At 58.3% G+C, this 25,685-nt stretch carries 21 protein-coding genes; 13 read left to right on the top strand and 8 right to left on the bottom strand.

Translation table 11 applies throughout. From position 1 onward, the window contains the following. Positions 1 to 259: 259 nt before the first annotated feature. Entirely contained in the window at positions 260 to 901 is a 642-nt protein-coding gene (locus tag QUE41_RS13445; RefSeq protein ID WP_286339536.1) for a response regulator transcription factor, read from the top strand. Positions 902 to 904: 3 nt separating this feature from the next. On the opposite strand, the gene QUE41_RS13440 is transcribed toward QUE41_RS13445, so the two are convergent. Together QUE41_RS13440 and QUE41_RS13435 are read right to left on the bottom strand one after the other, a co-directional pair. Beyond that, the gene (locus QUE41_RS13440; RefSeq protein ID WP_286339535.1) at positions 905 to 2,089 is read right to left on the bottom strand and encodes a potassium/proton antiporter; all 1,185 of its coding nucleotides are present in this window, start codon (positions 2,087 to 2,089) and stop codon (positions 905 to 907) included. 71 nt (positions 2,090 to 2,160) lie between these two features. Next, positions 2,161 to 5,622, bottom strand: coding sequence for a hybrid sensor histidine kinase/response regulator (locus QUE41_RS13435; protein WP_286339534.1), 3,462 nt, complete (start codon positions 5,620 to 5,622; stop codon positions 2,161 to 2,163). Positions 5,623 to 5,813: 191 nt separating this feature from the next. On the opposite strand from QUE41_RS13435, the gene QUE41_RS13430 reads away from it, so the two are divergent. From QUE41_RS13430 to QUE41_RS13395, 8 genes are all read left to right on the top strand, one after another. Then, on the top strand, positions 5,814 to 6,848 hold the full coding sequence (locus tag QUE41_RS13430) for a DcaP family trimeric outer membrane transporter (RefSeq protein ID WP_502876026.1): 1,035 nt from the start codon (positions 5,814 to 5,816) through the stop codon (positions 6,846 to 6,848). Between the two features lie 92 nt (positions 6,849 to 6,940). Next, positions 6,941 to 7,738, top strand: coding sequence for an ABC transporter ATP-binding protein (locus QUE41_RS13425; RefSeq protein WP_286339532.1), 798 nt, complete (start codon positions 6,941 to 6,943; stop codon positions 7,736 to 7,738). Beyond that, positions 7,738 to 9,702: a long-chain fatty acid--CoA ligase gene (locus QUE41_RS13420; protein WP_286339531.1), complete on the top strand. Its 1,965-nt coding sequence runs from the start codon at positions 7,738 to 7,740 to the stop codon at positions 9,700 to 9,702. Before QUE41_RS13425 ends, QUE41_RS13420 begins: the two co-directional genes overlap by 1 nt. Continuing rightward, positions 9,699 to 10,592: a branched-chain amino acid ABC transporter permease gene (locus QUE41_RS13415; protein WP_286339530.1), complete on the top strand. Its 894-nt coding sequence runs from the start codon at positions 9,699 to 9,701 to the stop codon at positions 10,590 to 10,592. Before QUE41_RS13420 ends, QUE41_RS13415 begins: the two co-directional genes overlap by 4 nt. Positions 10,593 to 10,632: 40 nt before the next feature. After that, the gene (locus QUE41_RS13410) at positions 10,633 to 11,706 is read left to right on the top strand and encodes a branched-chain amino acid ABC transporter permease (RefSeq protein WP_286339529.1); all 1,074 of its coding nucleotides are present in this window, start codon (positions 10,633 to 10,635) and stop codon (positions 11,704 to 11,706) included. Between the two features lie 116 nt (positions 11,707 to 11,822). Next, positions 11,823 to 13,064, top strand: coding sequence for an ABC transporter substrate-binding protein (locus QUE41_RS13405; RefSeq protein WP_286339528.1), 1,242 nt, complete (start codon positions 11,823 to 11,825; stop codon positions 13,062 to 13,064). A 67-nt stretch (positions 13,065 to 13,131) separates the two neighbouring features. Next, positions 13,132 to 13,953: an ABC transporter ATP-binding protein gene (locus QUE41_RS13400; RefSeq protein ID WP_286339527.1), complete on the top strand. Its 822-nt coding sequence runs from the start codon at positions 13,132 to 13,134 to the stop codon at positions 13,951 to 13,953. A gap of 10 nt (positions 13,954 to 13,963) precedes the next feature. Then, entirely contained in the window at positions 13,964 to 15,193 is a 1,230-nt protein-coding gene (locus QUE41_RS13395; protein WP_286339526.1) for a phenylacetate--CoA ligase family protein, read from the top strand. Positions 15,194 to 15,290: 97 nt separating this feature from the next. On the opposite strand, the gene QUE41_RS13390 is transcribed toward QUE41_RS13395, so the two are convergent. Next, on the bottom strand, positions 15,291 to 15,971 hold the full coding sequence (locus tag QUE41_RS13390; protein ID WP_286339525.1) for a DUF8692 domain-containing protein: 681 nt from the start codon (positions 15,969 to 15,971) through the stop codon (positions 15,291 to 15,293). 441 nt (positions 15,972 to 16,412) lie between these two features. Here QUE41_RS13390 and QUE41_RS13385 point away from each other — a divergent pair, with 441 nt between their 5' ends. Continuing rightward, a complete protein-coding gene (locus QUE41_RS13385; protein WP_286339524.1) occupies positions 16,413 to 17,075 on the top strand; it encodes a HEPN domain-containing protein in 663 nt (220 codons plus the stop codon). Here the strand turns inward: QUE41_RS13385 and QUE41_RS13380 are convergent. After that, positions 17,072 to 17,395 (bottom strand): antibiotic biosynthesis monooxygenase family protein, encoded by a 324-nt coding sequence (locus QUE41_RS13380; protein WP_286339523.1) that lies wholly within the window; start codon positions 17,393 to 17,395, stop codon positions 17,072 to 17,074. The two genes, QUE41_RS13385 and QUE41_RS13380, sit on opposite strands and share 4 nt — an antisense overlap. Before the next feature lie 99 nt (positions 17,396 to 17,494). Between QUE41_RS13380 and QUE41_RS13375 the strand changes: the two genes are divergently transcribed. Then, complete coding sequence (locus tag QUE41_RS13375) at positions 17,495 to 18,181, top strand: ArsR/SmtB family transcription factor (RefSeq protein ID WP_286339522.1); 687 nt, start codon at positions 17,495 to 17,497, stop codon at positions 18,179 to 18,181. A gap of 47 nt (positions 18,182 to 18,228) precedes the next feature. Here the strand turns inward: QUE41_RS13375 and QUE41_RS13370 are convergent, their stop codons facing one another. Next, a complete protein-coding gene (locus tag QUE41_RS13370; RefSeq protein WP_286339521.1) occupies positions 18,229 to 18,804 on the bottom strand; it encodes a peroxiredoxin family protein in 576 nt (191 codons plus the stop codon). A gap of 11 nt (positions 18,805 to 18,815) precedes the next feature. Further along, positions 18,816 to 19,394 (bottom strand): NAD(P)H-dependent oxidoreductase, encoded by a 579-nt coding sequence (locus QUE41_RS13365; protein WP_286339520.1) that lies wholly within the window; start codon positions 19,392 to 19,394, stop codon positions 18,816 to 18,818. A 306-nt stretch (positions 19,395 to 19,700) separates the two neighbouring features. Between QUE41_RS13365 and QUE41_RS13360 the strand changes: the two genes are divergently transcribed. Beyond that, positions 19,701 to 21,833 carry a methyl-accepting chemotaxis protein gene (locus tag QUE41_RS13360; protein WP_286339519.1) on the top strand — a complete coding sequence of 711 codons (2,133 nt, stop codon included), beginning with the start codon at positions 19,701 to 19,703 and terminating at the stop codon, positions 21,831 to 21,833. Between the two features lie 44 nt (positions 21,834 to 21,877). Here QUE41_RS13360 and QUE41_RS13355 read toward each other — a convergent pair whose 3' ends face one another. Beyond that, positions 21,878 to 22,366 carry a DsrE family protein gene (locus QUE41_RS13355; protein WP_286339518.1) on the bottom strand — a complete coding sequence of 163 codons (489 nt, stop codon included), beginning with the start codon at positions 22,364 to 22,366 and terminating at the stop codon, positions 21,878 to 21,880. Between the two features lie 162 nt (positions 22,367 to 22,528). Beyond that, positions 22,529 to 23,632, bottom strand: a complete 1,104-nt coding sequence (locus QUE41_RS13350; protein WP_286339517.1) for a phosphoribosylaminoimidazolesuccinocarboxamide synthase — start codon at positions 23,630 to 23,632, stop codon at positions 22,529 to 22,531. 583 nt (positions 23,633 to 24,215) lie between these two features. Between QUE41_RS13350 and QUE41_RS13345 the strand changes: the two genes are divergently transcribed. After that, positions 24,216 to 25,685, top strand: coding sequence for a c-type cytochrome (locus QUE41_RS13345; RefSeq protein ID WP_286339516.1), 1,470 nt, complete (start codon positions 24,216 to 24,218; stop codon positions 25,683 to 25,685).

The raw sequence follows: 25,685 nt of genomic DNA, 5'->3' as shown, positions 1-25,685 counted from the left end.
ACCGACCTCATCGACTTGAGAAGGGGGAGAGAAGGCCTGTTTCTGTTCTCTGGTTGAACCCAATTTGTGAACCGGGTAGGTTAGTGACCGTTGTGTCGAAAGCTCAGATTGACTAAAGGTCTAATGGCTTAAGTCGGTGAAACCGATACACTTTGAATAATTGATGACAGCCATGGATAGGTGCATCGGCGCCTGGTGTATCCATTGCACGACCCCTGCCTGTCGGCAGGCGCATCAGTGCACCCACAAGGACGCCAAAATGTTTCAGCCCGAAAAGATCATCATCGCCGACGATCACCCCCTGTTTCGACAGGCACTGACGTCAGTGCTGGAGAAGCAGTTTCCCGATGCCAGCGTGCTTGAAGGGGAGTCGGTCTGCCAACTCAATGCCCTGCTTGAGACCCACAGCGATGCGGATCTGTTGTTGCTGGACCTCAATATCCCTGATGCCCATGGTTTTAATACCCTGGTGCAGATCCGTTCCGAACACCCTGAACTTGGCGTGATCATCATCTCGGGTCAGGAGGACAATCGTACCATCGCCCAGAGCGTGCGTTGTGGCGCCGCCGCCTTTGTCCCAAAATCACAGCCGGTGCCCAGAATGATAGAGGCGGTGAAGGCGGTCATGTCCGGCCAGCAGTGGTTGCCTGAGGGAACGGACTTGAGCGATGGCGCCAGCGATGGTGTCGAGGAGAAGATCGCCAGCCTATCCCCCCGTCAGCACAAGATTCTGATGATGTTTGCCGATGGCTTGCTGAACAAGCAGATTGCCCAGGAGTTGGGTCTCTCCGAAGCCACCATCAAGGCTCACGCCAGTGCCATCTTTCTCAAACTGGGGGTACGCACCCGCACCCAGGCGGTGATCGCCATGAAGCAGTTGCAACCGGGCGCCGTCGGCTGATCCCTACTGTTTAAGCTTGAGCACTTTGGCCAGAGGTTCCAAGGCCAGGCTCTGCACCACCACAGAGATCACCACAATAAAGAACACCATGTGTACCATCTGCTGGGCACCCTCGACCCCGGCGGCGGCGGGGATCAGCGCAAAGACGATGGGAGTGGCACCTTTCAGACCGATGGCCGAGATAAATAATTTCTTGTTTACCGAGACGCCCCTGAAGGGCAGATAACTGAGAAACACCGCCAGTGGCCGGGCAACCAGAATCAGTGTCAGCGCCGGCACTATGGCGCTGCTGGCGTCTTGTATCAGGGAGTTGGGGAAAAACTGCAGCCCAAGGATAACGAACATCAGTGACTGAGCCAGCCAGGAGAGGCTGTTGAAGAAGTGCTTGATGGTGTGCCTGCCCCGCTTTACCAAGTTGCCAAACAGCACGCCTGCAGCGTAGGAGGCCACCAGAATGTTCCCTCCAAGCAGGTCGCTTCCGTAGGTGATCATCAGGAAGCAGGCGAGGATGTAGACCGGGATCAGGCCATACTCCTCCAGGTGGATGGCATTGAGCAGAGTCACCGCCAGCCAGGCCGCACCCAAGCCCATCAACAGGCCTATGCCGAGCTGCAATCCCAGAGAGAGGGCGATCTCCGTAGGCGCTGGTGCCGGGCCGCCGGCCATCACCAGGCTGGTGAGGGTCACCACCAGCAGCAGAGCCACCGGATCATTGGTGGCAGACTCAAACTCCAGAACCGTGTCGGCGTGCTGTTTCAGCTTGAGTTTTTTGGACTCCAGTATGGAAAACACCGCCGCGGCGTCGGTGGAGGAGACCACGGCGGCGAACAGCACGCAGATCAGAGGGGAAAACTCGGTGGTCAGGTGCAGCAGAGCCGCCAGAATCAGCGTGGTCAACACCACACCCAGGGTGGAGAGCATTCCCCCCTCTCTCCAGGCGATGCGGATGTTGCCCAGGGGAGTATTCAGCCCCCCCACAAACACGATGACGTTTAATGCCATGGTGCCGATGACCGAGGTCAGGGTCAGGTTGTCATAGACAAAATTGAACTCACCGTTGCCAAAGGCCAGGCCAACTCCGATGAAGATCAGCAGCGAGGGGATACCCAAGGTTGCAGAGGGTTTGTGCAGCAGGATCCCCAACAGGATCAGGCTGGATACGATAACCAGAGTCAATTCAAGGGGCATTCTCTCTCCTGAGGCTGCGGTATGGCCAAGCACCCTAACATAACCGAGCTGAACCCCGTCTTGTCGCGGGCTTAACCATTTTGAGTATCCAGCTCCTGACCATAGTTCTGTTGCAGTTCACGCACCAGGGTGGCACTCATCAGTGCCCTCAGGGCAACGGGCTTCACCAGCTTGCGCAGGAACCCGAAGCCCGCCTCTTTGGCCTGGTTGACCACCCCTTCGTCTGTGGTGGCGCTGATGAGGATGCCCGGCAGGGGCCGGGCACTGAGCTGCTGCATCCGCTGCATTACCGAGATGCCGTCCTCATCGTTGTTCAGCTGGTAATCCACCAGCATGATGTCCATCTCACCATGGCGACTGTTAAGCAGCGCCTCGGCGCTGGCCAGGCTGTCGGCGACAAAGACGCTGCATTGCCAGCTACCGAGCAACTGCTCCATGCCGGCGAGTACGGCGGGATCGTTGTCGATGCACAGGACCCGCACCCCTTGCAGGGTAAAGGCGCTGGTCTGGGTGGGCATGGCCTGAACCTGAGGCCGGGCGGGAGGCAGGGCCAGGGAGAAGCAGCAGCCTCTGCCGGCCTCGGAGTCCAGGGACAGAGTGTGGCCCAGCAACTGGCTCAATCCCTGGGCGATATTCAGGCCCAGCCCCAGGCCATTGGGGCCGCCGCTCTGCAGTCGGGTAAATTGCTCGAACACCAGTTGCTGCTTCTCTGCGGGGATGCCGGGGCCGTTGTCCAATACCTGGATCTCCAGCTGTTCGCCGCGGCGGCAGCCCAGCACCACCTTGCCGCCACTGGCGTACCGGAGCGCATTGGAGAGCAGGTTTTGCAGGATTCTCCGTAGAAGTTGCTTGTCGCTGTGCACCCAGGCGCTGCAGGGCACTGCCCTCAGGGTGACCTGGTAACGGGGGGCCAGGGCGCCGAACTCTCCCACCAGAGAGTCCAGCAGGGATTGTAAGGGGAAGGATTCCAGCTTGGGCACTATGGTGCCACTTTCGATCTTGGTGATGGCGTTGAGATCCAGCAGCAGCTCATTGGCCACCTGCAAGGAGCGGTCGATCTGCTCCAGGCCTGCCCTCTGATTGGGGGAGAGGTCTCCCTCCTCCATCAGGGTTGAGGAGAACAATCTGGCGGCCGACAGCGGCTGCAGCAGGTCGTGGCTGCAGGCTTTGAGATACTGACTCTTCTGGCGGTGAGCGGATTCCGCCTGCTCTCGGGCAGCGTCCAGCTTGGCGTTGGAGCGGGCCAACTGCTCATTGGCCATGGCCAGCTTGTTGGTGCGTTCGGACACCAGGGACTCCAGATCCAGGTTTTTCTCAGTCAGCAGCGCTTCCGCTTCCCGGTAGACGGTGATGTCGGAGAACAGCATCACAAAGCCGCCGCCGGGCATGGGGTTGCCCTCGATACGAATCACCGTGCCATCGGGCAGCTGACGCTCCGAACTGTGGCGACTGCCCTGGCGCAGGTAGCGAAGACGCCGGGCCACCTGACGCTCCACCTCCTCATCGTCATCGATCAGCTGGCTTAGGTTGTAGTGGATGAGATCTTCCACCGGACAGCCGGGATAGACCAGGCCTTCCGGGTAGTTGAACAGGTTGAGGTAGCGGCGGTTCCAGGCCACCAGCTTGTGATTGTTGTCGGTGACGGAAATCCCCTCGGAGGCGTTTTCGATGGCGCTTTGCAGCAGCTCCCGGCTCAGGGCGGTGCGCTGGCTGGTGGCTTCGTCCATCAGCTGGGCCACCTCATCCAGGGCGATGTCCCGCCCCTGCAGGGCACAGGAGATCACCAGCCTGGCCGAAGCCGAGCCCATCACCGTCGCCAGCAGGTTCTCCGTGTAGAGCACCAGCTCCTGATCCGCATTCTGACGCCCCTCCCTGAACCTGGGGTGGTTGCGATAGTAGAGATCGAAGCCTTGAGTGGCCTTGTCGTGGCCGACGAAGCGGGCCGCCAGCAGCTCCAGCTCCTTGGGGTCGATGCGCCCCGCCTTGATGGGCAGACGTTCATGGATGTCGGGGCGGGCGAAGAACAGCTCCATCTGCATCTGCTCCTTGACCGTCTGCCGGCTCAGGGCGGAGATCAGCCAGATCATCCCCATATTCACCAGCAGCCCCAACAGGGTGGCCATGGTGGTGGCCCCAAAAGGCGAACCCTCCATGGGGTGAGCATAGAGCCCCAACTGAGGAGCCAGGTTGAACAGCAGCCAGATGCCAAACCCGGCGCCAATGCCGGAGACCACGCCGGCCAGGCTTACCTTGCGCCACCAGAAGGCGGCGAACAGCGCCGGGCCAATCTGGGCGATGGCACCAAAGGCGACCTCTCCCAAAGAGGAGAGGGTGTGGGGCGGGGCCACCAGGAACATGGCGAATGCCAGGGAGATCACCACCAGCACCAGGCCTTTGCGCACCATCAGCAGCCTGGCCCTGAATCTGAGGAAATCGGTCTCTTCCAGGGCACTGCGGCGGAACAGGGCGGGGAACACCACTTCGTTGCTGAGCATGATGCTCAGGGCCATGGTGGAGATGATCACCATGGCGCTGGCGGCGGAGATGGCGCCGAGGAAACTGAGCAGGCTCAGCCAGTAGTGGCCATGGTAGGCGGGCAGGAACAGCACGTAGGCGTCCGGTGCCATGGAATCGCCGTAGAGCAGGGCGCCGGCCTGACCCAGGGGGGCAGCGAAAAAGGCGAACACCAGTACGTAGAGGGGAAACAGCCAGCGGCTGAGTTTGGCCTGTTCAGGGTCTTTCAGTTCCACCATGGTGACCTGAAACTGCCGGGGCAGGCAGAGGAAGGCACACACTACGATCACCGTCAGTCCCAGCATGGACACCAGGCTGTTGCCGGTAAACGCGGGCTCGGCCGCCGCCTCGGTGGCCCGCTGCCAGATCTCCGCCGGGGAGTCGAAGGCCACAAAGGAGACAAACAGGCCCACCACCAAAAAGGCGATGAGTTTGATCAGCGATTCGAAAGCGATGGCCACCATCACCCCGGGATGGCGCTCTGTGACGTCGATGGCCCGGACGCCGAAGATGATGGTAAAGCCTGCCAGTACCAGGGTGACCAACAGCCCCAACTGCCAGGAGGTCAGTGTCATGGTCTCCCGCAGGATTTCGTAGGAGTTGACGATCGCTTTGAGCTGCAGGGCGATGTAGGGCAGGGTGCCGAACAGGGCAACCAGGGTCACCAGCACCGCCAGTTTCTGAGACTTGCCGAAGCGGGCCGCCAGCAGGTCGGCGATGGAGGTGATGTTCAGTCTCAGGCAGACCCGGATGATGCGCTGGATGAAGGGCCAGCCGATGACGAACAGCAGGATAGGGGCGATGTACACCGGCAGATAGGAAAAGTCGCCCCGAGAGGCCTGACCGGCGGTGCCCAGAAATCCCCAGGAGGTGCAGTAGACCCCGAGTGACAGGGCGTAGATCAGGCTGTGCTGATGGGCGGCCAGTTTGTGGCGGTAGCGGTCGCCGAGGAAGGCGATGGCAAACAGCAGGCCAATATAACCCAGGCTGACCAGCACCAGGAGCCAGTTTGGAAACATGTACTATCCCTATTATTTTTGTGTCAGCCCGCTACTCCCTTGGGCTGTGATTACCATCAGTGTAACGCTACCCAATGGCTCAAAGTCTAATACTTTCGTATTAAGACCTCTGGCCTAATACCTATTCCCAATTGTGAGAATGGCTGCCTTTCACGATGTTTAAGGCACCACTACAACAAGGGATGAAGATGATGAAACACTCAGTCAAACTCGCGGTAGCAAGCTCTCTGCTGGCCTTTTCCGGCAGTGCTCTGTCCGGCTACGAGATTGAATTGTCAGAGAACGACAAGCTGATTTTCGGCGGTTATATCAAGGTGGATGCCCGTTATGTCGACGGGGATGTGGCCTATAAGGATTTCTGGACCGGCAGTGGTACTCCTCTGGAGGAGAGCGCGTCTCAGTTCCGTATCTTCGCCAATGAAACCCGCTTCAACACCAAGTACATCCACGGGGACGTCACCGGTTTCATCGAGATGGATTTCTTCGGTACCGGCGGCAACCAGGTTATCTCCAACTCCACCAGCCCCCGTATCCGTCACGCTTTCGTGAGCTACAAAGGTATCCTGGCCGGTCAGACCTGGACCACCTTCATGAACACCAGCGCCATTCCTGAGTCTGCAGACTTCGCCGGTGCCCTGGTGGGTCTCTCCTTTGTGCGTCAGGGGATGATTCGTTACTCCATGGGCGGCTTGCAGGTGGCGGTGGAAAACCCCGAGACCTTCGGTGGCGACACCTCCAACGACTCCATGCCGGACGTGATCGGTAAGTACACCTTCAAGGGTGACTGGGGTAACGTCAATGTCTCCGTATTGGGCCGCGAACTGAATACCATAGGTGGCAGCAGCGAAACCGCTTTTGGTGCGTCTATCGCCGGTAAGATCAACACCTTCGGTAAAGACGACTTCCGCTTCCAGTATCACCAGGGTGAGCTGGGCCGCTACATCTCCGGCGGCGCCGCCATGGACGTGGTGGGTGAAGAGGTGGAAGACACCACCGCCTGGCTGGCGGCCTATCGCCACTACTGGACCGACACCCTGCGCTCTACCGCGCTTTATGGTTGGGTAGAGACAGACATTACCGAGGTTGAGCGCAGCCAGTGGGGCGTCAACCTGTTCCAGAACCTCACCAAGGAGCTGGCCATCGGTTTCGAGGTGGGCCAGTTCAAGATGGAGGAGGTCGACAAAGACTCCTTCTATGGCCAGTTCTCCATGCGTTACGCCCTGTAACGCCCTCCGGCGGCGGGGTCTCCCGCCGCCGCACTACTGCATTACCCCAATCGGGCAGTGGATGCCCCTACCCAAGAATCAGGAGTTTGGGAATGACAGATTCCATCCTCAAAGTCGAGCACGTCTCTCTCGCCTTCGGCGGAGTCAAGGCGCTGACCGACGTCAGTTTTGAAGTGCCCCGGGGATCGGTGTTTTCCATCATCGGCCCCAACGGTGCGGGCAAGACCTCCATGCTGAACTGCATCTCCGGTCGTTACCGTCCCCAGAAGGGCGCCATCCATTTTGACGGTCGTGAGGTAACCAACTTGCGACCCAACGATCGTGCCGATCTGGGCATAGGCCGTACCTTCCAGAATCTGGCCCTGTTTGGTCATATGACGGTGCTGGAGAACATCATGGTGGGTCGTCACCACCTGATGAAGAACAACTGGGTGACCGGCCCTCTCTACTGGTTCTCTCCGGCAGAGAAGGAGGAGCTGGCCCACCGCCGCGAAGTGGAACAGATCATCGACTTTCTCGACATCACCCATGTGCGTAAATCGGTGGCGGGCACCCTCTCCTACGGTTTGCGCAAGCGGGTGGAGCTGGCCCGGGCCATGGCCCTCAAACCCAAACTGATTCTTCTGGATGAACCCATGGCGGGGATGAACCTGGAAGAAAAGGAGGATATGGCCCGCTACATCCTCGACCTTAACGAGGAGTTTGGCATCACCGTGGTGATGATCGAGCACGACATGGGTGTGGTGATGGACATCTCCCACGAAGTGATGGTGCTGGACTTCGGTAAGAAGCTGATCAGCGGCCTTCCTGAGCAGGTGATGGCGGATGAGCACGTCAAACGCGCCTACCTGGGCCTGGAAGACGGTGACGAGATGCAGGAGGCAGGCTGATGAGTCAGGCATTTAACGCGGCCGATCACGGCTTTGAGATGGGCGAACTCAATACCTTCCCCAAGATTTTGCGCCACAACGGCCAGTACTGGCCCAATGATGTGGCCATGCGGGAGAAGGAGTTCGGCATCTGGAACGAATTCACCTGGGCCGACTATCTGGACCGGGTAAAGTGGATGGCGCTGGCTTTGGACAAGCTGGGAATCCAATCCAAGGACACTATTGCTCTGCTGGGGGACAACCGCCCCGAGTGGGTGTGGGGCGAGTTGGCGGCGCACACCCTGGGCTGTTACTCGGTGGGGATCTACCAGGACTCCCTGCACGAAGAGGTGGCCTATCTCATCAACCTCTCCGGCACCTCAGTGGTGATCGCCGAGGATGAGGAGCAGTGCGACAAGCTGCTGGAGCTGGAGGACCAGATCCCCGGCGTGAAATACATCGTCTACTGCGATCCCAGGGGGATGCGCAAATATGACGACGAGCGCCTGGTGGATGTGGAGGATCTCTACCGCATCGGCCGTGAGCAGGAGAATACTGACTCCAAGCGCTTTGACCAGATGGTGGACGCCACCGACCCGGATGAGGTGGCCATCTACTGCACCACCTCGGGCACCACCTCCAAGCCCAAGATTGCCCTGCTGAAAGGGGGCAACTTCATCAAGCACTGCAGCGCCTATCTGCGCGCCGACCCGCGCAGCGCCGGTGATAACTATGTGTCGGTACTGCCTTTGCCCTGGATCATGGAGCAGGTGTACGCCGTGGGCCAGGCGCTCATCGCCCGCCAGATTGTCAACTTCGTCGAAGAGCAGGAGACCATGATGGCCGACCTGCGGGAGATTGGCCCCAGCTTTGTACTGCTGGCCCCACGGGTGTGGGAGCAGATCCTGGCGGACGTTCAGGCGCGGATGATGGACTCGACACCGCTCAAACAGAAGCTGTATGACTTTGCCATGACCCGGGCAGAGAAGGCCCTGGAGCAGGGCAAGAAATCCACCCTGGCGGACTGGTTGCTGATGAAGGCGCTGCGTGACCGTCTGGGTTTCTCCTTCCTCAAGTCCGCCGCCACCGGTGGCGCCGCCATGGGGCCGGACACCTTCCGTTTCTTCCAGTCCATCGGTGTGCCTCTGCGTCAGCTCTACGGTCAGACCGAGATGTGCGGTGCCTACACCATCCACCACGCCGATGACGTGGACTACGACAGTGTGGGAGTGGCCTTCGACAACGCCGAGGTGAAGGTGATCAACGCCGACGCCGAAGGGTTGGGCGAAGTGGTGGCCAAGACCGAGGGGATGTTCTGCGGTTACCTGGGCAACCAAGCGGCCTATGATGAGGACGTCCGCGATGGCTGGATGCACACAGGTGACGCCGGCTACTTCAAGAAGTCCGGTCATCTGGTGGTGATCGACCGCATCAAGGACCTGGCCCACACCAGCACCGGCATCCAGTACTCCCCCCAGTACATCGAGAACAAGCTGAAGTTCTCCAGCTTCATCGGTGAGGCGGTGATCCTGGGTAAGAACCGCCCCTACCTGTCCTCCATCCTCTGTATCCGCTTCTCCATCGTGGCCAAGTGGGCTGAGCAGCAGGGCCTGGCATTCACCAACTACATCAACCTGGCCAGCCTGCCTGAGGTTTACGCCAAGCTGGCTCAAGAGGTGGAGAAGGTCAACGCCACCCTGCCTCCGGCGCAGAAGATCGCCAAGTTTGTGCTGCTCTACAAGGAGCTGGACGCCGATGACGGTGAACTGACCCGAACCCGTAAGGTGCGCCGGGGCGTGGTTGCCGAGAAGTATGGCGACATCATCGAAGCGATTTACAACGACGAGCCTCAGGTGGACATCGACACGGTGATCACCTTCCAGGACGGCTCCAAGACCCGGGTTCAGACCCAGCTGGAAGTGGCCACCCTCATTGAGCAACCCAAGGGTCATGAACCGGGCGATGAGCAAAGGAGAGCATCATGAATTTCGAGCTGTTACTGCAACTGGTGGTCAACGGACTGATCGTTGGCCTGTTGTACGGGGTGGTGGGGATGTGCTTCGTACTGGTGTACAAGTCGACCCAGATTGTGAACTTCGCCCAGGGTGAATTCCTGCTGGTGGGCGCCTGGACCTGCTGGGCCCTGCTGGTCTATCTGCAGCTGCCGTTTTTCGTCGGTTTCCTGCTGAGCCTGGCCTTTATGGCGGTGTTCGGGGTGGCGCTGCAGATGATTGTGTTGAGGCCCATGATTGGCGAACCCATCATCTCGGTGATCATGGTGACCATCGGCCTGTCCATCTTCTTCCAGTCCCTGACCAAGTGGATCTTCGGTGTGGCCCCTGAGAGCTATCCCAAGGTGTTCGACACCCAGAGCATCAACCTGTTTGGCCTGAACATCGAGCTGGCGTACCTGATGAGCACCGGCATCGCCATCCTCATCATGGTGGGTTTCTACCTGTTCTTTACCCATTCCAAGCATGGCCTGGCGATGCGCGCCACCGCCTTCGACCAGCAGGTGGCCCAGTCACTGGGGATCTCGGTCAAGCAGGTGTTCGCCATGAGCTGGGGCATCGCTGCCACGGTATCGGCTACCGCCGGTGTGGTGATCGGTATGGTGAACGGCGTCTCCGACTCCCTGTCGGTGATGGGGATCAAGGTGTTCCCGGCGGTGATCCTCGGCGGCCTGGATTCCATCGTCGGTGCCATCGTCGGCGGCATCACCATCGGTGTGCTGGAGAACTTGGCGGAGTTTGTCGACAGCCAGTACCTGCACATCGGCAACATGTACGACATTGCGCCCTTCTATGTGCTCTTGGTGATTCTGTGGTTCAAGCCCTACGGCCTGTTCGGCACCAAAGACATTGAGCGGATTTAAAAGGAAGTAACCATGAGTTTTATTGTGAAAGGAGTGCGCCATGTCTAGCCCGGCCATGCGTCCATGCGGCGATTTTCGCACCAGCTATAAGCAGGACAACACCATCTTCGAGACCCGCACCATCCACTGGTTGATGGTGGCGGGGATCGCCCTGGCTTGTCTGGCGCCCTTTGTGCTGGACGCCTACTACCTGACCCTGTTCATTCAGATCTCCTATCTGGGGATCGCGGCTCTGGGGCTGAACATCCTGGTGGGCTACACCGGGCAGATCTCCCTGGGCCACGGTGCCTTCTTCGGCTTCGGCGCCTTCGCCTCCGCCTGGCTCAACACCAGCTTTGGCATTCCGGTGTTCCTCTGCATTCCCCTGGCGGGTTACCTGACCATGGGCGTGGGCATGTTGTTCGGCATGCCGGCGGCGCGAATCAAGGGACTGTATCTGGCCATCGCCACCCTGGCGGCCCAGTTCATCATCGAGGATTTCTTCGGCCGCGCCGAGTGGTTCTCCGGCGGCAGCGCCGGATCCATGGCAGAGCCGGTGAACCTGTTTGGTTTCGTGTTCGACACCGATGAGACCTTCTTCTACATCGCCTTGTTCGCCCTGGTGTTCATGTACCTGTGGGGCTGCAACCTGATGCGTAGCCGTGATGGTCGCGCCTTCGTGGCGGTGCGGGATCACTACCTGTCTGCGGAGATCATGGGGGTCAAGCTGAACAAGTACCGCCTGCTCTCCTTCGGCATCTCCTCCTTTTACGCCGGCATTGGCGGTGCCCTGTACGCCCACTACCTGGGCTATGTGTCCGCAGAGGGTTTCACCATTTTCATGTCGGTGCAGTTCCTGGCCATGGTGATCATCGGCGGCCTGGGTTCGGTAAAGGGCACTCTGCTGGGCTGCATCTTCATGGTGCTGTTGCCCGAAGCCCTGGAAGGGGGCGTTGGCCTGCTGAAGATGACCGACTGGGGCAACATCCCCATGGTGGTGGACGGCTTGGCCTACATCAAGGAGATGGCCATCGGCCTGGTGATCATCCTGTTCCTGATTTTTGAACCTCAGGGACTGGCCCACCGCTGGCAGCAGGTGAAGAACTACTGGAAATTCTACCCCTTCGCCTATTAAGGGGAGTGCAATCCTTCCCCCCGGTATGCCGGGGGGAGCGCGGGGATGCCGGGCGGTCGGGCCTCCCCAACAACGGAAAACGGGCCTGTGGCGCCCGCAAACAAGGGATGAAAACTATGTACAAGAAATCTGCGATCTTCGCCGCCACTGCGGCCATGATGATGGGCGCGCCTGCTCAGGCTGAGGATTCGGTATTCGTTGGCCACCTGGCGGACATGTCCGGACCCACTGCCTTCGTGGGCAAGGTGTACGCCGACGGTGTGCGTGATGCCATGACCTACATCAATGCCAACGGCGGCATCAGCGGCACTAAGCTGGAGTTTGAGACCATCGACTACGCCTACAAGGTGCCCCAGGCGATCGCTTCCTACAAGAAGTGGAAGTCCCGCAAAGGCATGGTAGCAATGCAGGGGTGGGGCACCGCCGACACCGAAGCGCTGATCTCCTTCGTGGCCAAGGACGAGATTCCGGTGTACTCCGCGTCCTATTCCGGTCATCTGACCGACCCCATGGGCAAAAACCCCAAGACCTCCAAGCCGGCCCCCTATAACTTCTTCTACGGCGCGTCCTACTCAGACGCCTGCCGTGGTCTGGTGCAGTGGGCCGCCGAGGATTGGAAGGCCAAGGGTAACAGCGGCAAGCCTAAGTTCACCCACATCGGCGCCAACCACCCTTACCCCAACGCACCTAAAGAAGCCTGCGCCATCTACGCCAAGGAGTTGGGTTTTGAGGTGATGCCTCCCGTGGTGATCTCCATGAAGCCTGGTGACTTCAAGGCCCAGTGCCTGAGCCTGAAGAGCTCCGGCACCAACTATGGTTACATCGGCAACCTGGGCGGGTCGGTTCTGTCTTTGGTGAAATCCTGCAACACCGTTGGCACCGACATCCAGTTTATGTCCAACATCTGGGGCGGCGACAAGAAGGTGTTTGAGGCCGCCGGTGAGGGTATTCGGGATTACATCTTCCCCACCATGACCCCCTTCTGGACCGACGATGTACCCGGAATGAAACTGGTGCGTGAGATCTCCAAGGTGTCTGACCCTTCAGGCAAGGAGGAGCGCCTGCACCACTACATCCGTGGGGTGTGCTCCGCCTACTACATGAAGGAAGCGATGGAGTGGGCCAAGGACAACGGCGGCATCACCGGCGAGAACATCAAGAAGGGGATGTACGCCCGTGAAAATTGGGTACCGGCTGGCCTGGAAGGGGTGTGCCTGGCCGCCAACTGGAGCGCTGAGGATCACCGCGGCATCAACCAGGTGAACATCTACAAGGGCAACTACAACGACGGCAACGTTCAGATTGAGCGTGTCAGCCAGATGACCCTGGAGCGCCGTGACGACTGGCTGGGTTTCTGATCCGAGTCAAGCAATAGAGGAAAGGGGGGCACCCCGGTGCCCCCGGTCAAGGAATAAAGGAGTCCCCATGACAGAAGCTGCAGTTCAGATTCAAACCGAGGAGCCGGTGCTGGCGGTGAACAACATCGAGGTGGTGTACGACGAAGTGATTCAGGTGCTTCGCGGCGTCAGCATCGAGGTGCCCAAGGGCAAGATTGTCACCCTGCTGGGCCCCAACGGGGCCGGTAAGTCCACCACCCTTAAGGCGATCTCCGGCCTGCTGAAGACCGAGGATGGCGAGGTGACCCGGGGGGACATCCACTTTATGGGCAAGCGTATCGATACTGCCCATGCGGAGGAGATTGTCCGCGCCGGCATCTTCCAGGTGATGGAGGGGCGCCGCATCGTCGAAGACATGACGGTGATTGAGAATCTCAAGCTGGGGGCCTATACCCGCAGCGACAACGAGGTGGCCGCCGACATCGAGATGGTGTTCGAGTACTTCCCCCGCCTCAAGGAGCGCACCGGTCTGGCCGGTTACCTCTCCGGTGGCGAACAGCAGATGCTGGCCATCGGCCGGGCCCTGATGGCCCGCCCCAAAATGATTTTGCTGGATGAGCCCTCCATGGGGCTGTCACCCCTGCTGGTGAAAGAGGTGTTCGGCATCATCGAGAAGATCAACCGGGAGCAGGGGATCACCATGCTGCTGGTGGAACAGAATGCCAACTACGCCCTCAAGGCGGCCCATTACGGCTACATCATGGAGTCGGGCAAGATCGTGCTCGACGGTACCAGGGAGCAACTGCTGAACAACGAGGATGTGAAGGAGTTCTACCTGGGCGGGGGCAACGAAGAGCGTAAGAGCTTTAAGAACCTCAAGTCCTACAAGCGGCGGAAACGCTGGCTCTAAGGAGGCTGGTATGTGCGAGTTTTTCGACGACAAGGAGTGCCTGGACCCGCAGGAGCGGGAAGCGGGCCTGTTGGCGCAACTGGATGGTTTTATCGACTTTGCCCGGGGCAGCAGCCCCTATTTCGGGGCGCTGCTGGCTGAGCTGAGTGGCCCGGTGGCCAGCCGGGAGGCGCTGGCCAGCCTGCCGGTGACCCGTAAATCCCAGCTGATTGAGCTGCAGGAGGAGCGTGGGCCTTTCGGTGGCCTCAACCCGGAAGGGGGCAGGGTGGAACGGTTGTTCCAGTCTCCCGGCCCCATCAACGAACCGGAAAACACCGGCAACGACTGGTGGCGCATGGGCCGGGCATTCTATGCCGCCGGTTTTCGTCCCGGTCAGCTGGTGCAAAACTGCCTCTCCTACCACCTGAGCCCCGGCGGCTTCATCCTGGATTCCGGCGCCCGTGCCTGCGGCTGTACCGTGATTCCCGCCGGCCCGGGTCAGACCGAGTTGCAGCTGGAGATCAACGCCAGTCTGAAGCCTCAGGGCTACTGCGGTACGCCGTCGTTTTTGAAGATTCTATTGGACAGGGCGGCGGAGAAGGGCCAGACCCTCTCCTTTACCCATGCTCTGGTAACCGGCGAGGCCCTGCCCGGAGCGTTGCGCCAAGTGTTCCAGGACGCCGGCATCGAAGTGCGCCAGGCCTATGCCACCGCAGACATCGGTCTGATTGCCTACGAGAGTGAGCCGGACCAAGGGCTGGTGCTGGCGGAAGACATAGTGGTGGAAATCGTCCGCCCCGGCAGCGGCGAACCCGTCGCCGACGGCGAGGTGGGTGAGGTGGTGGTGACCAGCTTCAACCGTGACTATCCGTTGATTCGGTTTGCCACCGGAGACCTTTCCGCCATGATGGATGGCCCCAGTGCCTGTGGGCGCAGCAATGGTCGCATCAAGGGTTGGATGGGCCGGGCGGATCAGACCACCAAAGTAAAGGGGATGTTTGTCCATCCGGTGCAGCTGGAGCGCCTGCGCAGCCGGGTGGCGGGTATGAGCCGCATCCGCGCCCTGGTGGAGCGTCAGGCCCACAATGATCAGCTCACTCTGCTGTGTGAGCCCCAGGCGGAGCCGCCCTTGCCAGAGTCAGAAGTGGCCACCCTGGCCCGGGCCCTGCTCAAGCTGGGCGCCGAGGTGAACTGGGTGGAGCCTGGCAGCCTGCCCAGAGACGGCATTGTCATCGAGGATCGCCGACCCTCGCCTTCATAGTTTCCCTAGTAACCTTTGACTGTAGTGGTTTGCCGGTGCACCTGCACCGGCTTTTTTATGAGTTAAAAGAGGTACCGCGCTATGGAATATCTGCTGATCAATTGTTGGACGGCTTGAAATTCCATAAAGCGCCGAGAAACCCGATAAAGGAACCCAAGGCTAAAAACAGCACACAAAAGAGTTTGGCGGACTCTTCAAAAATGGCAGAAACAACGGTCCTGGGTTCATGGGTTGCGTCAATAAAGGTATGAGCCACATAGAAGGCGAAACCTATAATAAAAAGCTCAAGCAGCATTTTACACCGGACTATGCTCGGAAGAATTGAGGCCATGATAAGTAGGGCCACAACGCCATAGAGAATGACAATGACATCGTTCCAGTTTCTGAATATGCCCGAGTCTACGTATTGAGCCAGCACTGTCCCGAAGCGTTCATGAAACTGAAGTAACTCATCTAGCGCGAGAATGCCAAATCCCAGAGTCATGATCACCCAGGGCCAGACATTGGGATCCTTCGCGCGAACGGTGACTGCAAGCGAGCCCATGGAGAAGGCGCTAGCCATGGCCAGATAGATGGCCGACAGTGCGGTAATGGCGCCATCTTCATTCACAAAGTGATAGTCAGCAAGCTCCCCCGAAGGGATGGCAAATATTGCCAGGACGATATAGGCGAGTGTCGAGACAGTGACAAAGGCAATAAGAAGATTGACGTTGGGAAGGTTCGTCTGTTTTCGATAGGCTACCGCGTCCCGCAATCTGTAGGTAAAGCTGTTAGTCATGGCTGCACCTGCTAGTAACTAATGGATTAGCTTTGTCTGCGTTGTCATGCAGTTCTGATTTGTGAGACTTAGTATTTTAGAACAGAAAAACAGCATCGTAGGGCTTACTGCATAGTCACTGACAGAAATAGAGAGGGGACAGGCAGTTTCTGTCTGCACTTTTCTTTTGAATGACTTTCTAATGAAACAATGTGCTAGCGGTGCGCTTATCGAGGCCACAGTTCCGGTGGCTTGGTTTGCACCTCAGCTAGGAAGAGATTGCAGGGGGGCCGGTTATGGCTACTGCCTGAATTTATCATCGGTGTGCTCTTGCAGGTTCGGATACACCAAAAAATAAATACCTGAAGTAAATGGGTAATTTAGATCAATAAAGCCATTTGGGGGCTGTGGCACCTTAGGGGAACTGGCAAAATCCGGCGGCTCAGGAGATCGCAGGACTTAATGACTTCCCTATCTTTCGACGAGTTAAAACGAAGGCACCGCAGTGAGCGTGAGAACTACCCGGAAGGGTTGAATCTGAGAGTCCATCGGGCGCTCAGTTGGCTAAAGCGTGCGGAGAGCTGTGAGGACGACGACAGCAGGCTGATTTTTTTGTGGATCGCCTTTAACGCGGCCTATGCGTGCGACATCCCCATAGAGTACCGGCCCGGTGAGCAGCACGTCTTCGGCGACTTCATCAGCCGCCTTAACGCTCACGATAAACAGGAGCGTCTGTCACAGTTGGTGTGGCAGAGCTTTACCGGGCCCATCCGAGTTTTGCTGGATAATCAGTTTGTGTTTCAGCCCTACTGGGACCATTTGAATGGTAAGCTCAGCGAAGAGGCGTGGAAGGCCAGCTTTGTCCGTGCTAAAGGGGCGGCCTCGAAGGCGCTGAGCAACAATGACACGCCCAAGCTGCTCTCCATCGTATTGGCACGGGTCTATACGCTACGAAATCAGTTGGTTCATGGGGGCGCGACCTGGAACAGCGCCGTCAATCGCAATCAGGTCAGGGACTGCACACACCTGATGCAGGAGCTGGTGCCCAGCATCATCAGCATAATGATGGACGCGGCGCAGTCCCATTGGGGGGATCCTTATTATCCGGTTATCAGTGACTCCTAGGCGGGGGCTTGTGCCCGTTCCGCCTGAGAGTAGTCTCTGACCACATTGGCTACGCGGATGCGGTAGGAGTCGAACAGCTCGTTCCTCCCGAGTTGTTGCGCCAGCATATGGTCCATCTGATTGCGCCATTGGGTGATGGCCTCTTCGCTCTCCCAGAAGGAGAGGCTGAGCAATTTGTTGTCCTGGGTCAGGCTCTGAAATCGTTCGATGGAGATGAAACCCTCAAGCCCACTGAGCTTTTCCTTAAGTCCAGCGGCGATATCCAAATATTGGCCTCGACCCGCCGCCAGCGGCGTCACTTCAAAAATTACGGCGTACATGTTTCTTCCTTAGTCGCTTTGGCTGTATGGCCTTAGGTGTCTGTGATGTAATTCAGGCTAGTTCAATTCAAAGGCGCACACTTCGTTGCTGGTCTAACTATGGAATCCGATGATCTTCACTTGGGGGTGGCTCAATTGGCCGGGCTGTTTGGCGACCCAACCCGAGCCAAGATGCTGACCGCCCTGATGGCGGGTAAGGCGTTGACCGCCACTGAACTGGCTGCCCTGGCGGATGTGACGCCGCCAACAGCCAGCAGTCACCTGACAAAGCTGGAACAAGGCCAGTTGATAAGGGTGCGTAAACAGGGGCGGCATAAGTATTTTCAGCTGAGAGGCCAGGAGGTGGCTCAGTTGATGGAGCGGATGATGCATCTGTCTGCCGGGCGCTCGTTGCCGGTAAATACGGGCCCAACCAATCCGGATCTGTGCCGTGCCCGAGTCTGTTATGACCATCTGGCGGGGGAGTTGGGGGTTGCCTTCTATGATGCCCTGGTCAATAAGGGGTATATCGAAGACAGGGGCGAGGAGACGGTGTTGACCGCATCGGGTGCCGAGTTTTTTGATGGGCTGGGCGTCAGTCTGGAGCCGGGACCAAGTCGCCGTCCCCTGTGTCGTTCCTGTCTTGACTGGAGCGAGCGTCGTAACCACCTGGCTGGCCGCCTGGGACAATGGGTCCTTGATGACTTGCTGGAGCGAGGCTGGGCCTCTCGGGATCTGGACTCACGCATCCTTCGGTTTAGCGACCGGGGGCTGGCTAAGTTTCGCCATCGCTATGGCTTGAAATAACAGAGGATGGCACAGGCCATCCTCTCACTTGTCGCTAGTACGTTTTTTTATCTGTAGATCAGCTCTGACTCAGGGCCCTGGCGAGTACCGCGGATCGGATAGTGGTTGTCCGGGTCCCGAATCCAGCGCAATCCGTTGACCAGTGCTTGCAGTTCCGGGCGGACGAAGGGGTTGTTGGAGATGTCCACCACATGCAGGTTGCCCTCTTCGTTCACCACAAACAGGCCGGGCTCGGCAAAATTATGGTCGGTTTCCTGCTCCGATCGCGGCAGGGAGACGTAGACGCCGAGCTGATCCATCTGCGCCTGGGTCAGGCCATAGGCGATTGGGAACTCCACATTCAGCCGGGAGCGATGCTCTCTGAGCTGGGCTTCGGAATCAGCGGATACCGCCAGAATGTCCACGCCAACCTCCTTAAGCTCTTCGCGAAACCCTTCCAACTGGTTCAGATACTTGGTGCAAAGCGGGCAGTGGCGCCCCCGGTAGACCAGCACCATCTGCCAGTTGGCGCCTGTCTCTGGGCGCGGCTGTCCCAGGCGCACCTGTTGGCCGTCGGAGGTGGTTACCGAGAGCTCAGGGAAGGGCTGGCCTGCGGCCAATTTGGGGCTGTGGGCGGTGCTCATGTTCTCTCTCCTTAAAGGACTTGATTTAGGTGCTGCTGAAAGCGTACGAGATCCTGCTCGGTTTGGGGGTTTTTCATCACATCAAATGCGGCGAACGTGGGCAGCGGAACCATACCGAAAAACTTGAAGTTCATGTGCATGGGGAACATCAGGTCGTCCACACTCTTGCCCTGAAACAACTGTTGATTGGGGTCGTCAAACGCGTCGGCTGGCGCGTTGAATGTCAGGGACAGCAGGTAACGGCTGCTGAGTTTGCCACCGCTGCCATATTGGCGACTGCTGTCGTCCCGGCTTCGGCCATCGCCATCACACAGGGCCCCCATCATTCCGGTGGTGTAGACCTCATCCATGTATTTCTTAAAGCTCCAGGGGACCCCCATCCAATTGACCGGGATCTGGACGATGACCAGATCGGCCCATAGGTGTTTGTCGATCTCTTCTTGTACGTCATAGGGCTCGGTCATGGTGGTGGTCTGAACGTTGTGCCCTTTTCCCTGGGCGACCTCTTGCGCGAGACCAACCATGGCCGAGCTCAGCTTACCCTCGGAAAAAGGGTAGGGCTGATGAGTGTTGATGATGAGTAGGTTCATGCCTTCTGGCTCCGGGTAGACAATGATTTATGGCTATTCTGGTACCGGATGGTAACCATAGTCAATCAGTATACTTTTGGTAACCTGGTTGTGGCCGCAGGCGGCGCTGTGCGACCAAAGCGTTGTAGAACCTAAGAGATATTGGGGGCGGTGTTCGGTTTTGTGCGGTCACAGATGTTTTGGTCATCTATCTGATAATTAGCGATTTATCTATGGATATCTCTGGGGTAGAGTGGGCCCCTTATTGCAGGTGAGAGAGCAATGATTGCGTCGGGCAACAGAGGGGGAATGAATCGGATCCGATAAATGCATAACATCTCTATTCGTAACAAGATAGCCATTCTGGCTGCCATCTGTCTGATCCTGGCCCTTGGGACCATGGTCAGTTTTTTCCTGTACGACTCCAGCCAGTCCCAGGTGCTGATTCGCCAGCAAACCTCGGACAATCTCCGCCAGTCGGCACGAGACTATGTGGGTGCCCTGGCCTCCGATCAGGCATCACAGGTTCGCAGTGTCATCGAGCGCCACCTGTTCCGTGTCGAGGTGATTGCCGAGTCTGTATTGAGCATGCGCGCCGATGCACTCGAGCAAAACGGCGACATGGCCAATTTGCGTCGGCATCTGAAAGAGTATGTTCACCACCTGGTGGAAGCCCACGGCGACATCAAAGGCATCTTTCTGGTGATGCGCCCTGACGCTTTGGACGACCAGGATTACCTGTTCCACGACAACTTCACCCTGGCCTCCAATGAGCAAGGACGGTTTGCGCCCTATTGGTATCGCGATGCCAGTGGTAAGCCGGTGTTGCAGGTGGTCAGCGAGCATGATGTCAGCAACAGCAACCCAACCAAGCAAGGTATGCCTCAGAACCAGTGGTTCAGTTGTCCACTGGAGCGCGGCCGAGCCTGTGTGCTGAACCCCTATGTCGATGAGGTGGGCAGCGATCAGGAGCTGATCACCTCGGTGACTGTGCCTCTTATTTCCCAAGGCCGGATTATCGGGGTGGTGGGCATCGATTTGTCCGTTGCGGCCATGCAGCCGCTGATTGAGCAGGTGGACAGTCAATTAGTGTCCGGGGAGGGGCAGGTGGCACTGGTCAGCCAGGATGGCTTTGTGGTGGCCAATGACACCGACGTCACCCTGCTTGGTGAGTCGAAAAGCACCCTGCCTGCTGCGATTCAGGCTGCACTGGAACAGCAGCCGGGAAGCTGTGAATGGAGCGACGACCTGGCCACCCTGTATGCTGTGGAAAGTATCGTGTTCAGTGGTACCGGCAACAGCTGGACCCTGGCCTTCAGTGCCCCTGCCGAGCAGGTGCTGGCCAGCGCGATTGCCCTGGATAAAGCCATTGCAGACCACAATGACACCGCCACCTGGCAGGCCCTGTTGGTGGCCGTGGTGATTACCTTGGCATCACTGGGGGTCATCTGGATAAGCTCCCTGTACCTGGTGCGTCCCATCTGGAACATGACCCACAGGCTGCAAACCATCGCCTCAGGCGAATGGGACCTGACTCAGCGTCTGACCATCGAGCATCGGGACGAAGTGGGCACCTTGGTGCATTGGTTTAATCAGTTTCTGGAAAAGCTGCAAACCACGGTGCAACTGATTGATGAGTCGGTTAATCAGGGGCAGGCCACCTCACAGCGAGCGTCTGAGATTGCTGCGCGCACCAGTGACAGTAGTCAGCAGCAACTGCTGGAGATGGAGCAGGTGGCCACAGCCCTGGAGCAGATGACTGCGACCGCTAACAGCGTTTCTGAAAACGCGGCTCAGGCGGCGGATGCGGCGGGGGACGCTGGCGAGGCAGCCTCTGAAGGCCAGCAGGTGGCCGGCGACACCAGTGTGGCGGTGCAGTCACTGGTGCAGGATGTGTCCGAGGCGATGCCCATGGCCCGTCAGCTGGAGCAGGAGAGTCAAAACATCGAGTCCATCCTCAAGGTGATTCAGGAGATCGCCGAGCAGACTAACCTGCTGGCACTCAATGCCGCCATCGAAGCGGCCAGGGCAGGGGAGCAGGGGCGTGGCTTTGCGGTGGTGGCATCCGAGGTTCGCGCCCTGGCGGAGCGTACCCAGCAATCGGTGGGGGAGATCCGCCGGTTGATAGAGCTGTTGCAGGGCGGCACGCGCAACGTGGTTCAGGCTATTAGCAGCGGCAACGACAAGGCCCTGGCCGCAGTCAGCCAGGTGCAGGCGATGGATGACGCTCTTAAGGTGATCGTGGAGCACATTCGCCATATCACCGACAACGGCGCCATGATAGCCAATTTGGCCTCGGAGCAGAGCAGTGTCTCCAATGAGATCAGCCTGAACGTCAGCAACATTCGTGAAGCCAGTCGCTCCATCGCCACCGAGGCGGAGGCCTCTGCAGGGTTGAGTGAAGAGCTGCAGCAGCTGTCGGTGGAGCAACGCGAGATCGTCACTCAGTTCAAGGTATAGTGATCCGGATACAGACAGCACGAGGGGCCCGTTCGGGCCCCTTTTTACATGATAACGACGCTGCTGTAGCCCTGAGCCTGGTATCCGACAAGGGAGATAAAGGTGTTACCCACCAGTTCTATGCCAGGCAGAAGCTGGCTGTTGTCTACCCCAAAAAGCTCAGTCGCAATGGAGCAGGCCTCAATGCGAACCCCTTTGGCGTGAAGTCTCTTAACCTGTTCGGCTATCTTCTGGCTGGCGGGATTCTGGTTAATCGGACCGGCAATAAATTGCACCGATGCACCCCGAAACGCGATGACGAAGTCAGGCGCAACCCCTTGCGCTGCCAGTCCATCATGGGTCATCTCAATGACCTGAAGATAAAGAGGGAGCTTGTCGAGTTCGGACAGATTTATATCAAACAGCGCTTTGCCCTGGGTTACCCCTTGTAGTGCTTGGGCATCGAGGGGGCGCTCTATCGCTTGAGCCGGCGCCAGATTAAGGCAGGCCAAAAGGGACAGTCCGATGATAAGAAGTTTTTTAAAGAAGGGCATGGTGTTTCCTTGCGCCGGGTGGATGTGAGGCAAGGATAGGGGCGGGGGTCAATTTTGTATATTAGATATTTCTAAATAAGTATAAATTTATGTATCGATCACGAAGTTGGTTTCTGAAGGGCAAGAGGGCAAGCCGCCGTTGCGGCTTGCCGAACACAGGCCTTAGTCAACCAGACCGTACTCTTCCTTCAAGATCTGGATGATCTCCGCCTTGGGATTGTCGGACAGCACCAGCTTCTGGCCGGTGATCTTCTCGGCAATATCCACATAGGTGCGGGAGACCTCCATCAGAACCGCTTCAGGCAGATCGTTGTCTCGGGCCAGGGCCTGACGCTCATCCATGCGGTCCTTGTTGAGCAGGATATCCGGGTCGGGGAAGTGGCTCAGCAGCATTTGACGGAAGCCCTCTTTGGAGTTTTCCACCACTATGCCGTCCCGGTAGCTGGGGCCGTCCCAGATGCGGGAAGAGTCGGGGGTCCCCACCTCGTCCATGTAGATCAGTTTTTCCTGACCCTGACTGTCGGTGACGTAACCAAACTCGAACTTGGTGTCGACAAACACCTGGTCCAGTTTGCCCAGGGCGTCGCTGATGACGTCGAAGCCCTCTTTAAGCAGCTTTTCATACAAGCCGATGTCATCCTGGGTGCGGAAATTGAAGGCCGGGTAGTTATCGACGATGTTCTGGCGGGTGATGTTCACATCGTCCGCTTCAGGCACCCCAGGGATACCCTTGAGGATCCCCTTGGTGGACGGAGTGATCAGCAGCTCTGGCAGTTTCTGGTCTTTCTCCAGTCCTTCGGGGATCTGGATGCCGCAGAACTCGCGCTCACCCTTGGTGTAGCTGCGCCACATGGAGCCGGTGATGTATTGGCGACAGATGGCTTCAATCATGACCGGGCGTGCTTTTTGGACGATCCAGACGAAGGGGTGGGGAATGTCCAGGATGTGGCTGTCCGCCAGGCCCTGTTCGCGGAACAGCTTGAACCAGTGGTTGGAGATGGCGTTCAGGGCAGCGCCTTTTCCAGGCACGCCGGACAGGCCATTCTCGCCATGCCAGATGCAGTCAAAGGCACTGATGCGGTCACTGATCACCATGATGGCCAGCGGGGCATCGGCGGCGACGTCATAGCCTTTTTCCTTGATCAGACGAGCGCTGTCTTCGGCAGTGAGCCAGTAGACGCTGCGTACTTTGCCACTGTGAACCGGCTGATCGGTACGGATAGGAAGATCGTTGTTAACGGCCAAAACTTTATCGGCGAGACTCATGACAACTGTCCTGTTTCTATGAGGTTGTAGGGTTGTGCCAGAGGCAGTGGGAGCGCCGTGTTCAGGGTGCGAATCCGGGGTAAGGACCCGGAAAATTTATGAGTTTTCCTGTTGTAGTTAATGGGTGAAAACTCAGTGTTCTACATTCCGCACAATGATAAGGGCGAGCAGCCTGTTGTTTTTGCTGTTTTAGGCTGAGCCTTCCCCTATTTCTGCGGTAGAGATAGGGTTCATTTTTCTGGGGCTTGCACTCCAAGTCACTTATGTAACTGGCAAATTCTGATGCGTGCCTGCTGTTTTTATCTCTGTTGGCTTGGCGTTAGCCGTCGCATTCAGTGGCGGGAATCATACCAGATAATATTGGCTGCTCCACGGCGGACGCTTGAAAAATCACCAATTTAGACCGAACACTTTGTTCTGAAAAATGAACCAATGGTTTTCTCCTGTGACCTGCTTGCACAGGATTCCTTGGCGTTGTGCCAGATTCGCTTCTAGTCTTAGTGGTTATCGCTGAGGTGGAAACCTTTTATAGCTCAGGCTTCTGCCCGGCGCCGTTCTCAATGCGGTAAGTGGGATGTCGCCTATGACCATAGCCATCGTCCTGATCGCCCTGTTGCTTGCCTCTCTCTGGTTTCATTTTGCTGGAGGATGGCAATTGCCCGAACTGGCCTCCAACTGGGGTGACATTGACCTGACCATTGCCATCACCTTGGTGATCACCGGTTTGGTGTTCATCGCTGTGGTGGTGTTTATGGCTTGGGCGGTGTACCGCTACCGTTATCGTAAGGACCAGCAGGCGGAGTATCAGCCGGAAAATTCCCGGTTGGAGTGGTGGTTGACCGGGCTGACGGCGGTGGGGATCACCGCCATGTTGGTGCCCGGTCTCTATGTCTACTCCGATGTGGTCAGTGTGCCTGACGATGCTCACCAGGTTGAGGTGCTGGCCGAACAGTGGAGCTGGAAGTTCCGCCTGCCTGGTGAGGATGGCCTATTGGGCCGCACCGACATCAAGCGCATTGCGCCGGACAACCCCTTTGGCATAGACCCGGCCGACTCCGCCGGCCAGGATGACCGTCTGGTGACCACCAATCGGCTTCATCTGCCCTTGGACAAGCCGGTTCAAATACTGCTGCGCTCCAAAGATGTGCTCCACGATTTTTATGTCCCTCAGATGCGTAACAAGATAGATGCTGTGCCTGGCATCGTTTCCTCCATGTGGTTCACTCCCACCCGTGAAGGGGAGTTTGAGATCCTTTGTGCCGAGCTGTGTGGGGTGGGGCACTTCAACATGAGAGGCAGTTTGCTGGTGGAGTCGCCAGACTCTTTTCAGGCCTGGGTGGCAGGGTTGCCGACCTTCGCCTCCAGCATGACCGCTTCTGTGTCCAGCGGCTTGAGCCCTCAGGCCCGGGAGGGAGAGACCTTGGCCACGTCCCAGGGGTGTCTGGCTTGCCATGGCTTTGAGTCCAGCCCGCTGGCACCCAGCTGGTTGGGACTCTATGGCAAACAGGAAACCTTGTCTGACGGCAGCACCGTTCTGGTGGATGACGCCTATCTGATTGAAGCGATCCGCGAACCGGGAGTTAGCCTGGTCGAGGGGTACACCAACGTGATGCCTCCCTATCCGGCGCTCACGGATCTGCAGCTTGAGGCCATCATCGCTTATATCCGTGAGCGGGGAGGGGTGGTTGGTGACGTGTCGCCTGAAGAGGCAGGCGCAGCCGAGCCGCCTGTGCCGGTGACCCTGCCTGCAGAGGGTGCCGCCGAGCCCCTATCCGGAGAACAGCTGGCGCGCAGCAAGGGGTGCATCGCCTGCCACAGTATTGACGGCAAACCGGGCGTGGGGCCCAGTTGGCTGGGGCTGGCGGGCAGTGAGCGGACACTGACTGACGGACGTACCCTGGTGGCCGATGAACCATACCTGCGCCGGGCCATCATAGAACCAGCGGCAGAGCTGGTGGAAGGGTATCAGCCCCTGATGCCCCCGATGCCGTTGACCGAGGAAGAGACCCAGGCACTGATTCTGTATATCCAGGAGCTGGCGGACAGCCCCTGA

It is taken from the genome of Ferrimonas sp. YFM (assembly GCF_030296015.1).
Lineage (GTDB): Bacteria > Pseudomonadota > Gammaproteobacteria > Enterobacterales > Shewanellaceae > Ferrimonas.
Note: the sequence above shows the minus strand (reverse complement) of the source record. Positions and strands in the feature narration are given on the sequence as shown.